Raw genomic sequence first — 13765 nt, 5'->3', positions numbered from 1 at the left:
ATACTCCTGAATGTGGAAATAGAAGCATGATAAAAATAGATAGATTGGATGAATCCTTGTTCAGAATGAACAGTGTCATAAATACATTCTTATGCCAATAGGTCGTTACTTTCAACACAACTTCAAAAGAATCTGCTCCACGGGCCCTCAAAAAAACAAACAGTGAACATCCAGACAGTACACTACTTCAATTGTTGAAGATAAATCATCCGAATTTCACGAAATGCTGAACTCGGAGCGATCTCCTGGCTTTTCTGAAATGCTGTCACTGCTGAAACCGTTTCGCCAGTTTCTAATGCCAGACAGCCCAAATAGAACCAGGCATCCCCTGCGATCTCGGCGGGGACATCCGGTTCTTCAAGAAGAATTCGATTCAGGCAGGTCAACGTTTCCTCCACATCCATGGCGGGAGAGTTGACCAAACAGGAAAAGTAAGATTTCACCGGCTCTTCCAGTTTCTCGAGCAGGCTTTTGCAAAGCTGCTCATCCCCAGCACGCATCGCAAGTTGAATCTGTTCGATGAAATCGGTCTCTGCTGAAACAACCGCCTCTTCTTCCTGCAAGGTGACGCCGAGCCCATCCAGAGATTGCTCAATCTGAGAGAGTTCTGCGGGAGACCAGATTCCGTTCTTTTCTCCAATCCGGAACCTGACCAGTGCTCGATACTGGTCAAGGCACGAGCCGACTCCGGAGTGGCGATAGACTCGATGAGCCAACTCCAAAAAGCAGCGAGTCCTCACCTTCTCTGCGGACGCAGAGTGGTCGTCTCGAATAAAACGCAGGCCAGCGTATGGCAATCGAGTGAGGCACAACACATTGGCGACAATCCGGGCATCGTGATCGGTGTTGGCGACGATTGTCTTATCGAGCTGAATTTCTGCCCCAGGTTTGGGCCATTCCAGAAACAGTATTGTTTCAACCGCTCGCTTGAGTTGCGGGATGTTCGCAGGAATTTCCTGGTTGCCAAAAATCGTTCGCTTTCCGTCGATCCCCATCAGTTTCCAGTGAGGACTATTACTGAGCCCGCGAATTGCCAGAAGCTCTTGAGATTCGACAACAAGGATCGAAGCGTTCCAATCATCAATGACAAGCTTGTACCCACCCCACTCCAAATCGGTCCTTAAGTAGCTGTTGATGCGGACCTCTTTGAGGTCTCGACAGACGGCCAGATAGTCGTGATATTCTCCTCCGAAGAGATCCCAGCGATTGTCGAGAACCAATTGAAACTGATCAGAGGCAAGCCCCTCGTTCCAGTCTGAAGAGTGGTCGAGATTCATCAGAATGACATTTCCCCCGGTCTGCCATTGAGTTGGGTCGACGAGTTTCGGGGCAGGTTCCCCAGCAAGCAGGCTCAGCTTGTCTGTCTGCCAAATCGCAAACCCGAAGGCGCCGATCAACGTACATGCAATCACTCTACGCAGCGGAATTTGAAAACCGAGCGTGTCGACGTTTTGTCGTGTCAACAACACCAAACAACTGAATGCAAGTACGAAGTAATGCACGCTTGCCAGAGAGATCAAAGCGAAACACAAGAGGATCAGGAATTGGGTCAGATTGTACTTTGTTTGAGCTGATCGGGCAGACCAGAGCAAACCACCAGCGAGGACCATGGTCACCACAGAAAACCAGTGGGAGCGAACCACAACCGGCGACTGAAGTCGAGGAATTAATTCAGTCGGGACTTGCATCCACATCCAACTGACAGGGCGTAATCCAACGTGAAAGAACGATGGATGAATGATGTACGCAAGGCCGAATCCCGCAGCCAGAACAATCGAAGCGAGAATTATCGCTGCCGCTCGACTCACGCCGCGAACAGTGGCATCCTCTTCATTCCAGAGGACCAAAATCAGAAAGAGAAGCACGAGGCTGAACTCTAAAGTCACCAAAATCGCAAAGAATCCCACGCAAAGTAAGGCTGTCAGTCGTAATGCCGAGCGATTCTTGAGCCAAGCGGAATCTCTGATAGAACAAGCCAAACTCAGACAGCAAACAGGCAACAGATCGAGTGGGGAGATGGCAGCGCTGAGGCTTGCCAAAATCAAGATTGCGATCAACTCAACACTCGAAGAAAATCGTACGACCAAAGAGACCAGCACGACCGCGCTCAGCGCAGCGAAGAGCAGATAGGGGACGTGGTTCAAAAACTCCGCGACTTCAGCAGCTGCGAGAGGAACTTGCCATACGTTTTCTGGCGAGAGAAGGCAATCCGAAACAGGTGGAATCAGACTGACTGATTCGGTGCCCCAATCCGGTTCTCGCCCGAGGAGAATCAAAAAACAGATCAGAGCGAGTTTCAGATAACGAGACCGACTCGACGAGTTCGATTTCATGGTGATGACTCGCTTTCTTTTCGAATGCGAATCCAGTGATCGGTAAACTTCAGGGGACTATCCATTTTGATTTTCGGCATATGACAGTCGATGCAGCCAGTTTCGTGGCCCGCCGAACAGAGAACGTGCTTCGACTCTGTCCCATCATGACATTGCGTGCACTGCCAAATGCCCAAGGAATCTTGTGCCTTCAACGTGAGGTGTGGGTCATGGCAAGTCAGACAGGTCATTTGCGAACCCTGAAAACATGGCGATTGCACCAGCCCGACAGGTTGAAAGCGTGCGATGTTGCCGTTGTGTTTGTGAACATCAGCCTCCGGTTGCTCCTCAGCCCGGCGATGACACTCGGCACAGCGATGTATCGATTCGAGTTGAGTTGCATTCTTCCAGAATGGATCAGTCACTTCACCTTCAGATTCAACATGTGCTTGACGAGGACCATGACAGCGCTGGCATGTTACTCCTGCGTGCAACTCAGAAGTCTGGATTTTTCCTGATTCAACAGGAAGGTAACTACTGTGACAAGCAAAACACTTTCGCGCCTTAGGAGCATCAAACAGAAGCCCCAGACCGCCGAAATATCCTGAACCTGCTTGCTGCTGCTGTCCCGGAGTGATGTCGAAACCATCAATGTCATGATACCAGGACCAGCGAAATTCAACTTCATCCGTTGCTCCATTACTGTCGGTTAATGTTCCGACCCAGGTCCGGGCATGTTCACCTGAACCGAAACACCAGTCGAGCCGAATCTGGCTGGTCGTCCCATCCCGCTCATGCACAGCTAACACTGTCTCGTCATCGAAATGCAGCGACGTCGGCGTTCCCTGTGACTCAAGAAAGGAATTCATCTGTTTCAGAAGCTTTAGCGAATCTGCATCAGTGACCGGGAGTAGCGTTCGAGCATGTCCGGTCTCCCAGAAAGTTTCAGCCTGTTCATGACACTCCGCACAACGTTTTTCATCAACCCAACCTTGGTTCAGAGACTGCAGACGATCGACTGGAAGTTGTGACAGTTGCGATGGACGACTCAGCCAGAAAGCGAGAAAGAAACCGAGAATCGACACAAACACAAAAGCTGTGATGTGCTGCCTCCATGCCCGCTGTGGCATGCCAGCTTCAACATTGTTCGCTTGATCGAGAGTCGTGTCAGGTGTCTCCATCGAAGTTGATCATCTTCAAGCTGAGAGTTGTTTAAGTGTGAACAGACCGAGTCTAAGCAATACACCAACGAGTGCTAGACGGGGTCTTCAAGAACCGGGGACATCAGCACGTCGAGGCCGATGGTGGTGGTTTCGATCTTCCATTCATTGCGATGCCAGTCGGTGATGATTCGCTTGGCTTCCAACCGGTCCAGCGTCTGTTCGACGTAGTGCGGGACCTTGTCCTCAAATTCCTGTAACAGGTCGAGCTTGCGCCCAACAAGATTGATGATACCACTGAGGCTGGACTCTCCATGCTTGGCGATCCACTCTTCCCCTTCGAGCGATCCAGCATCGGGGCCTTTAACAGTGAGCCTGAACGAGCGGATCGTTTTCCCGACCGACGCAAACAGCCCGTCACCCAAGCCGATATAGTCTTTGTGGATCAAACTGAGTTGCCCCTTGTGAACGCGGGCGACCTTATAAATCCGATCCAGTTCGGTCTCGATGAAATCAACTTTCAATGCAATGTTCATCGCCTTGGCAAGGTTGCGTAACGCAATCGCGGGCGTGTTCGATCTGGGAGAGATCGACATGTCGAGATCGGTCAGCCCGCCAGCTTTCCTTGCAGTGATAACTTCCTTATCCATCTCAGCAGGGAGCCCAATTGAAAACTCCATCTCGTCGTCTGAAGTGGAAGTAGATTTTTTCTTCGCCATCATCTCGGCCTCTGAAGAGTCATTGAATGTCAGAAAAGGATATCGAATCTCCGCTGCCATGTCACAGCTAATGAAATTTCCAAGATCTCACGAAATTGATGAAATCCAGTTCGATGAAACAGTATTCTATTACGTAGACAGGATACCACGCCCGTTTTCATAAGACCTGAAGGTCCAATTCCTATGCGTATTCTTCTTGCCTCTCTGCTTTTTTTCGCACTTTCACACAGAGCAGCACTCGCCGACGAACCGTTGATCACCGTTTCGAAAGAGACGACATTCGTCACCGAACCGGTGAACGAGGACGGCTTTGTCGACTTGATCTCAGCCATCAATATGAAAATGTCGAAAGGAATCACCACCGAAACCAACGCTGCCGCTCTCATCTATCCGGCACTCGGACCCAAACCGGATGACACTCAAATGAGCAAGCGTTTCTACAAAGAACTGGGAGTTCCATATCCCCCCGAAGAAGGGAACTACTTCGAGACACTCCCCACCTACCTGCGTGAAAATGGTTATTCGAATCGCCCTGATGATGTGTATCCCATTATCGACGAGCAAGGCCTCGCAACAGATCGCCCCTGGACCCGTGACGAATTCCCGGAAATCGCCGCTTGGATTGATGCTCAGGAAGAGCCGTTACAGCAGATCCTCAAAGGGATTGAGCGAGAGCATTACTACTGCCCTTTGAACTCCGATCTCGAAAAGGGGACAACGGGACAAATGTTGATTGCCACACTTCTCCCGCACATCCAGACACTCCGCAGCATCACGCGTGTTCTTGCGTGTCGTGCAATGCTGCATGCAGGAGAAGGCAGAAATGAAGAAGGTTGGAGCGACCTCATGGCCTCTTACCGATTTGGTCGTCACGCTAGCAACGATTCATTTCTCATCGGTCGTCTGGTCGGCTTCGCAATGGAGGCCATCACAAGCCAGTCGATGCTCAAGTTCATTGAGTCGACTCAGCCCAGCGAGAAGGTCTGCCTTCAATATTTGAAAGACCTGGAATCACTTCCCGAGCAATCTCCGATTGTGGAATCCATCGATCTCGGTGAGCGATTGATGTTTGTCGATGTCGTCGCAACACTCGCCTACGATCAGGGCAAAGAGAATTTCGACATCGAAGCAGTTCTTCCGGAACTGGGGCAAGTTGTCAAAAAGAATTCCAAGATCAATGCTGATTGGGACACCGTGCTCAAAAACGCCAATCAATGGTACGACCGTATGGTCGCTGCAATGAAGCAAGATTCCTATTCAAAACAATTGACAGCCTTCGAAGAGATCGACGAGTCGCTCGCTGCATTGAACAAGAATCGCACGGCAGTTTCAAGAATTTTTCAGGGCTTGGCCCTGGCAGCTAAAGACAAAACTGCGACCACAAATTACATCAGCGATATGCTCGTGTCACTTTTCCTCCCTGCAGTGAAGCAGGTCACGATAGCAGAAGTCCGTTGCCATCAGCGATTTTCGAATCTGCAACTTGCACTCGCATTGGCCGCCTATCACGACAAACACCAGGAATACCCCGAGAGACTCCAGCAGTTGACACCGAACTGGCTCGAATCGATTCCGCTTGATCATTTCACAGATCAACCTCTGAAGTATTCAAGATCAGACGAGGGTTACCTCCTCTACAGCGTTGGAAGCAATCAAGTCGACGACCACGGCAAAAGCTTCGACGAACAGAAAGATGACATCGTCGTGCGGGTTCCGTCAAAGATGAGCGAATAACCCGCTCCCTTCGGATCCCCCCTGCTCCACCCCGCCCCCAATCAGGTAGAAACCATCTGACTATCAACACTGCTTCGCCTCAAAGGAGAATCCCGCAACTCAAGACTGATGCCCAATGCGTCTGAAATGAATTAATCGAAACTCGACCTGCAGCCAAAGGCAACCTTGAATCTCAATGAGAGAATGATATGTTTAGCGACTGCATGCATGGTCGGCGATAGCCTGTGGGTTGATAAAAACCCTCAAGCACGGCAATTTCATTGATGTATGTGAAAACATTTCACCTCGCGTGATACCAGCCAGGCAAAAGGAGTTGCAGTGCCCAAGCGAAAAAAACATCAACGAAATTCTGAACTCCCTTCAGCCCCCCTGCCACTCCTGATGAGTCAGCATCCAGGCTTGGGGAAACTGCTTCTCGAAGATGAAGAATTTCAAGATCTCCTCACTGATTCGAACTCCAACTCCAATCCAGGCACTCTCCCGACAAACGGATTGGAATGGATCGACGCATGGAATGAGGTCTTAGACGTCTTCATTCGCGAACATCACTACGCCGACAGGCTGAGATCGAAAAGATTAAAACATAAAATCGAGATTCAAGAATTGGTCCCCACAGGTGAGGTGAGGGCAACCGATTTCGTCAACAAGAAAAAACGTCAACTCAAGCTCTCCTTCAACCCTCTTCGACTTGCATACGATTGCACATGCACCTGTCCCTCTAAAGGATTCTGCGAGCACACTTACGCACTGGTCGAACATCTTAAAAAAGAACTTTTCGACTCAGACTCAAAGATATTTTTGCAAATCCTCGGCCCCGATTATTCTGATTTACTACGGAAACAAAAACGAAAAGAACTCCTGCAATTAATCAATCGTGTCTCTCAAGACTCACCATCGCATCTCACGATCTCGAGTGAGGAAGATCTCTCGCAGCCTGAAGAACGAGTTCGCTGGAACTTAAAGACAGCTGTGGAGTACGGCATGCACACGATGGAATTACATCCGGTCATCCAAAAAGAGACAAAGCGAGGTGGTTGGTCAAAAGGTCGTGAAATCAAGCTGTCGACATTTCTAAGCACGTCGCCCCAGAATTGGTCCACTGTTGACCGTGCCATCGTCGACTCGATTGAACAAGATGAATATGAATTCTACGACCCTCAGGTTGATTTCCCATCCGTATTCCGCGCCCTTGCGGGAACCGACGTGTTTCTTGTCAACCGCCAACCATCAGAGTTAAGAATCCAGGAACTCGAACTCATCGTCATTGAAGATGACAACAACTACCGCCTCTCAACGAACGTCTTGGAACAACGCTCACAACTCAAAAACCCCGAGAGCTTCTACTCGTTCAGTGGTGGGTTTATGATCTTGGATCAGAAGTCGCAAAGTGCGACATTCATTCCTGCTTCGGAAGCCGCAATCGACCTTTCCAATACGATTGAAGTCGACAATGTCTCCTTTCGCAAAGATGAAAAGGAACTGTTCTTCGAGCAATTAAAAATCCTCCAGCAAGCGTTTTCGGTTCGTCTGCCCGAGGGGATGATTGATGAAGAACGAGCCATTGAACTTGAGCTGACACTCTTGCTGCAAATGCAAAAATCCGGGCAACTCGGTGTCACAATTTGCTTCACAAAACCTGACGGTTCATTGATCTACCCAGGCGATGGTCTGGGCCGTGAAACGATTCAGGAAGATGGAAAAACAATCCAACTTATCCGGAATCTCGACACCGAGCGACAACAGGCTCTCGAACTCGAGCGGGAACTTGGACTCTCCCACTTCGAGAAACCTGCTGATTCACGTTTTCGAATCGAAGATCAGGATGCCATCTTCAAATTATTGACGGACATCGGCGACCTCGTTGGTCAGGAGAAGATCAAAGTTGTTTGGCATCGAGCTTCTGTGAAGCGTTTTGATATCTTGGGACACCTGACTGCAAGTAACGTACGAGTACAGGTCAAAAAGAATCGAGACTGGTTCGGGCTTCAGGGAAGTTGCCGGATCGGGAACGAAGAAATCGCACTGAAAGACTTACTCGCTGGCCTGCGGGGTGAGTCGCTCAATGGACTCATCGAGATCCAGCCGGGTAAGTGGGCTGCCATCACGGAAGAGCTTAAAAAATCGCTCCAGCGACTCGCGGACGTCAGCCTGGAATCACGAGGATCGTTGCGTCTCGATCAGTCCGCAGCGATGGCGGTCGCTGCCCTTGAAGATGCTCAAATTCAAATGGAAGCTGATAAGGCGTGGAACAAAAACCTCGCTCGCCTCCGGAATGCTTCTGAGCTCAGCTTTGACCCACCGGCCGCCCTCAACTGCGATTTGCGCGATTATCAGGTGGAAGGCTTTCGCTGGATGGCGAGACTTTCGGAATGGGGGATGGGCGGGATTCTGGCCGACGACATGGGATTGGGGAAGACGGTCCAAACTCTTGCGATGTTACTACAGCGAGTTGAGACGGGGCCGGCGTTGGTCATCGCTCCAACTTCACTCGGCTTCAACTGGCAAGCTGAGTGTGAACGATTCGCTCCATCTCTTAATCCAATCCAGTTCCGCGAGTCCAACCGTGAAGAGTTAATAAACTCTGCCTCCGAAGGGGATGTGATCATTTGCAGCTACGGCCTGGCGTTGCGTGAAGCTGAATTATTGAAAACTCAGAAATGGGGATCACTCGTTCTTGATGAAGCCCAAAACATCAAAAACGGAAACAGTAAAACCTCTCGCGAAATCCGTAAGCTGAAAGCAGATTGGAAAATCGCCCTCACCGGTACCCCTATCGAAAACCACCTGGGAGAACTCTGGAGCATCCTTCAAGCGGTGGCACCGGGAGTGCTCGGCGGTTGGGAACAGTTTCGCAAACGCTTTGCTGCTCCCATCGAAAAAAACCAGGACGAAGAACGACGACACGCCCTCGCCCGAGTGATCTCTCCATTTGTTCTTCGACGTACCAAAAAAGCGGTTCTCAAAGACCTGCCCGACCGCGACGAATCGAATCTCTTTGTAGAGCTCTCAGACGTTGAGCGAAAACGTTACGACCAAATGCGACTCGCTGCGGTAAGTGAACTGGACGAGTTAAGCACCGTAGAATTCTCCCAGGATCAACGATTCCGCGTGCTGCAAATCCTTACTCGCTTACGTCAGCTTTCCTGCCACATCGGGCTTCTCGATGAAACCTGGACCGGCTCCTCTGCCAAGCTCGACTTGCTTATGGAGAAACTTGAAGAGTTGAAAGAAAACGGGCATCGTCCGCTCATCTTCAGCCAGTTCACTTCGCACCTCGGACTCATTCGCCAGGCCTGTGATGAAAAAGGATTCTCATACCAGTACCTTGATGGTCAAACAACGCCCAGAACCCGAAAAAACAGAGTCGAGAAGTTCCAGAACGGAGAGGGTGACGCTTTCCTGATCTCCCTGAAAGCTGGAGGAACGGGGTTGAACCTCACTGCTGCCGACTATGTGATTCACATGGACCCGTGGTGGAATCCTGCAGTCGAAGACCAGGCGACCGACCGTGCACACCGCATCGGGCAAACAAGAAATGTGATGGTCTATCGCATCATCGCGCAAGGAACGATCGAAGAACAAATCTTGAAACTCCACGAAGAAAAACGAGATCTGGTCGAGGGGATTCTCGCCGGTGCAGAAGCTGCTGGGAAACTGTCAACCCAGCAACTCGCTGGACTCATCCGTGGTGAAACTGCCGACATGAGCATAGCCAAAACAGAATGAACCTCCTCGATCGACTCGACAGCTACGATTACGAACTTCCAGAAGAACTGATTGCACAGGTCCCGGCAGACCGGCGAGACCAGTCGCGACTGCTGGTGGTGAATCGGCAAACTCGCGAGATCAGCCATCACACCTTTGCCGAACTCCCCGAATTCCTCAATCGCAGCGACTTACTCGTGGTGAACAACACTCGTGTTGTTCCAGCCAAATTAGTCGGCATCCGAGCAAGCACCGGCGGGAAGTGGGAAGGACTCTATTTGCGGGATGAACCCGAAGGCTGCTGGCGAATCATTGGGAAGACTCGCGGGAAGTTGACGGTCGACGAGGAAATCATTCTGAGTCCTGCTTCGGGAGAGCCGACAAAGGAACTTCTGAAGCTCACGCTATTGAAAAAATGCGAAGGGGGAGAATGGATTGTTCGACCACAATCGGATCGCTCAACGCTCGAGTCCCTGGCACTGTTCGGAACAATGCCTCTGCCGCACTACATGCAAAGAGAAGCTGAAGCGAAAGACTTTGAGCGTTACCAAACGATGTACGCCGAGCACCCCGGAGCGGTCGCTGCCCCGACAGCCGGTCTTCATTTCACGCCGAAGGTTCTAGACGAATGTCATCAACGAGGCGTTGCTCGAGCGGGAGTGACGCTCCACGTGGGCCTCGGAACCTTTCGCCCCGTAAAAGTCGATGAACTTGCCAAACATCAAATGCACTTTGAATGGTGCGACTTGCCAACAGGAACCGTCGAGAGCATTCAGGCAGCAAAAGCAAACGGAGGCCGAATAGTCGCCGTCGGAACAACATCTGTGCGAACCTTGGAGTCCGTCGCCAGCCAAGGAGAGTTCGCAGCTTGGCAGGGAGAGACAAACCTCTTTATCCGGCCCCCTTACGAATTCAAAATTGTTGACGCCTTACTGACAAACTTCCATCTCCCGAAATCGACGCTTCTGGTTCTTGTCTCCACTTTTGCTAATCGAGAACTGATCCTCAAGGCGTATCAAGAGGCCATCGATCACCGCTATCGATTCTTTAGTTACGGCGACGCAATGCTGATCTTGTGAGAATGAGTGCCTGAGCGGTTTGACCGTGCACAGACGAATTCGAGGAAAGCGAGTTGCTTTTCAATCATTCCTTCAGCAAAATGAGAACGTTTGCGAGTTCTCATGTCTCCGAAAAGGATTGATGATAAAGCCCGGACCATTCTTCGCTTTGCCTTCACTCTCTTTGCTCTAAATCGAAAGATGATCCCCATGGAGCAAAAGAAGTCACCAACCGATCTGAAATTGATCTGACGAGACGATACGGAATGCAAACTCTTTGCAAAAATCCGAAGCTGCCGGAATTCGCTTGAATTTCGATCGCCCGTTCAACAATCTATGACAACTCATAAAATCGGGCATGAAGAAGCCATACCGATTGACCTGAAAATTGACCGTTCAAAGAGAATTGAATCTTGATGACAACTCACAAGCTGACACTTTCTCGTCTTCCCAAGAGCCTCCTGCTCTGCATCTTTTATTTTGCCAGTGCATCGGGGATCGCCCAGGCTGAAAAAACAAACATCGTGTTTATTCTTGCCGATGATTTGGGATATGGAGAACTCGGAAGTTACGGACAAAAGAAGATTCGCACCCCGAATCTGGATCGACTGGCAAAAGAGGGAATCCGATTCACGCAACATTACACCGGAGCCCCGGTCTGTGCTCCGGCCCGCTGTACATTGATGACCGGTCAAAACCTCGCCCATGCTCAGGTTCGCGGAAACAAAGATTCCGGAAACGGCCGAATCTTCCCCGGACAATGGCCGCTCACAGCCGATGTGGTCACCATCGCTGAAGTCTTGAAACAAGCCGGCTATACGACAGGAGCCTTCGGGAAATGGGGACTGGGCCCATCAAATACATCCGGTTCTCCGATCAAACAAGGTTTTGATCGCTACTTCGGATACAACTGCCAACGCAACGCTCACAGCTATTACCCACCGTTCCTCGACAGCAACGAACGCGAAGTTCTCATCAACAAATATCCGATCCCGGGACGTGACAGAAAACCTGAAGGAGAGATCAAAGCTGAAGATTACCGGGCTGAAAATTACGCTCCCGATTTGATTCTGGATGAAGCAGTCAAATTTCTGAACAAGAATAAAGCAAAGCCATTTTTCCTCTATTTACCATTTGTCGAGCCGCATGTTTCCATGCAACCACCGCAGGCATGGCTCGACCAGTACCCGGAAGAATGGGACAAAGAGAATGGAGTCTACCGGGGCCAAAATGGCTATCTTCCTCACCCGCGTCCACGGGCGGCTTACGCTTCCATGATTTCTGATTTAGATGAGCATGTCGGGACCATTCTAGAACAATTGGACAAGCACGGTCTCACGGACAAGACTCTCGTCGTTTTCACTTCCGACAATGGCCCCACACACGGCAGCCGAGACCCGAAATTTCATGTGGGTGGTGCAGCTTGCACGTTTTTCGATTCGGCCGGTGGCCTCAACGGCTTCAAAGGGAGTTGCTATGAAGGTGGAATTCGCATCCCCTGCATCGTGAAATGGCCTGGAAAGATTCAGGCTGACAGCCAAACTGACACTCCGTCATATTTCCCGGATTGGTTTCCGACTCTCTGTTCAGTGGCAGGGGCGGAGCTACCGAAAGATCAACAACTCGACGGAATCGACCTGACATCTGTGCTCAAAGGGGGACAAGCCCCTCCTCGCGAAGAACTCATGATCTGGGAATTCCACGGCTATCGCGGAATCGTGGCGATCCGCGACGGAAAATGGAAAGCCCTTCGACGCAACCTTCTCAATAAAACACCCGCAGACTGGGAACTCTACGATCTGGAAAAAGATCAAAACGAAACAACCGATCTCGCCGCCGTGCATCCAGAGATTGTCGCACGGCTGGAACAGGAATACCTCAAGACCCGCATCCCGGAATCGGACTTCCCGATCCCCCTGTACGACAAACTCAGCACTGTCGACTCGCAGTAGATCAGATTCAGTTTTATGTCGGAAGAGACTTTAAATTCGATAAGGATGAAACTTCAGATGTTTACGAAACAGTTAAAAATGAATTCGAGCCTCACCGGCCTCGCTGCCGGAATTTTGATGGTGAGTAACACTCTCTCCCTCTGTTCTGCTGAAGATTCCAAACGAGAATCAGCAATCAAACCGGAGAAAAAAATCGAACTCTTCGATGGAAAGTCGTTCGACAAATTTTACTCCTACATGCAGGACACGAAGTACGAAGACCCACGGAAAATCTTTCAGGTCAACGACGGCTTGTTGCACATCAGTGGAGACGGTTTCGGATCTCTCGTTTCGAAAAAAGAGTACCGCGACTACCACTGCGTCCTTGAATACAAATGGGGACCACGCACCTGGCAAACTCGAAAAGACCGCACTAAAGATTCCGGATTACTCGTCCACAGCCAAGGTCCAGATGGTGGATACAACGGGATCTGGATGCACTCAATCGAAGTTCAAATTATCGAAGGGGGAGTCGGAGACTTCCTTCTCGTAGCCGGTAAAGACAAAGATGGAAACGCTCTCCCAATGTCGATGACCTGTGAAGTCGACCGCGATCGTGACGGCGAAGTCATCTGGAAAAAAGGGGGAGAGAAAGAAGTCTTTAACCTCAAAAACCGACGACGGATCAACTGGTACGGTCGTGACCCGGACTGGAAAGATGTCCTCGGATTTCGTGGAAAAGAGGATGTCGACAGCCCCGGCGAAGAGTGGACACGCATCGACACAATCTGCGATGGTGGACATATCAGCGTATACGTCAACGGCGTTCAAGTGAATGAAGCCTTCGATGTTGAACCATCGTACGGACGTCTACAAATTCAAACCGAACTTGCAGAACTCTTCGTCCGCCGCTGGGAACTGTATCCAGTTGGCAAAGGTCCAAAGCCAGAAGCGGCAAAACAAGATTAGCCCCAGTCCGAAAACCTCTGAAATAGTCGCTTTCCTCAAAATTTGAGCGAGCTGTTTCAGGTTTCTGGCTCGCTTCTGAACGAGAGACTTCTTGGAAAGAAGCACGCACATGTCTCACAGAGTCTGGCCGGGCACTTGAAGTGTCCGGCCAGACCAATGTCATTATCGGTCATTACG

General features: G+C 50.4%; 8 protein-coding genes. 5 read left to right on the top strand and 3 right to left on the bottom strand.

Features of this window, described 5'->3' with window-relative positions; all coding sequences use genetic code 11:
* Positions 1–182 precede the first annotated feature (182 nt).
* The 3 genes from Mal48_RS03425 to Mal48_RS03415 form a co-directional block, all read right to left on the bottom strand.
* On the bottom strand, positions 183–2333 hold the full coding sequence (locus Mal48_RS03425; protein ID WP_145196148.1) for a hypothetical protein: 2151 nt from the start codon (positions 2331–2333) through the stop codon (positions 183–185).
* Positions 2330–3493, bottom strand: coding sequence for a multiheme c-type cytochrome (locus Mal48_RS03420; protein WP_145196146.1), 1164 nt, complete (start codon positions 3491–3493; stop codon positions 2330–2332). The genes Mal48_RS03425 and Mal48_RS03420 overlap by 4 nt, the downstream gene beginning before the upstream one ends.
* Before the next feature lie 74 nt (positions 3494–3567).
* The gene (locus Mal48_RS03415; RefSeq protein WP_145196144.1) at positions 3568–4251 is read right to left on the bottom strand and encodes a hypothetical protein; all 684 of its coding nucleotides are present in this window, start codon (positions 4249–4251) and stop codon (positions 3568–3570) included.
* 123 nt (positions 4252–4374) lie between these two features.
* Here Mal48_RS03415 and Mal48_RS03410 point away from each other — a divergent pair, with 123 nt between their 5' ends.
* The 5 genes from Mal48_RS03410 to Mal48_RS03390 all read left to right on the top strand — a co-directional run bounded on the left by Mal48_RS03410 (position 4375) and on the right by Mal48_RS03390 (position 13588).
* Positions 4375–5925 (top strand): hypothetical protein, encoded by a 1551-nt coding sequence (locus Mal48_RS03410; RefSeq protein ID WP_145196142.1) that lies wholly within the window; start codon positions 4375–4377, stop codon positions 5923–5925.
* 318 nt (positions 5926–6243) lie between these two features.
* Complete coding sequence (locus tag Mal48_RS03405; RefSeq protein ID WP_145196140.1) at positions 6244–9651, top strand: DEAD/DEAH box helicase; 3408 nt, start codon at positions 6244–6246, stop codon at positions 9649–9651.
* On the top strand, positions 9648–10709 hold the full coding sequence (gene queA, locus Mal48_RS03400; protein WP_145196138.1) for a tRNA preQ1(34) S-adenosylmethionine ribosyltransferase-isomerase QueA: 1062 nt from the start codon (positions 9648–9650) through the stop codon (positions 10707–10709). Before Mal48_RS03405 ends, queA begins: the two co-directional genes overlap by 4 nt.
* Before the next feature lie 395 nt (positions 10710–11104).
* On the top strand, positions 11105–12640 hold the full coding sequence (locus Mal48_RS03395) for an arylsulfatase (RefSeq protein ID WP_145196118.1): 1536 nt from the start codon (positions 11105–11107) through the stop codon (positions 12638–12640).
* Between the two features lie 57 nt (positions 12641–12697).
* Positions 12698–13588, top strand: a complete 891-nt coding sequence (locus Mal48_RS03390) for a 3-keto-disaccharide hydrolase (RefSeq protein WP_197442012.1) — start codon at positions 12698–12700, stop codon at positions 13586–13588.
* Positions 13589–13765: the final 177 nt, after the last annotated feature.

It is taken from the genome of Thalassoglobus polymorphus (assembly GCF_007744255.1).
GTDB lineage: Bacteria > Planctomycetota > Planctomycetia > Planctomycetales > Planctomycetaceae > Thalassoglobus > Thalassoglobus polymorphus.
The sequence above is the reverse complement of the archived record's forward strand: the minus strand, read 5'-3'. Positions and strand labels throughout refer to the sequence as shown.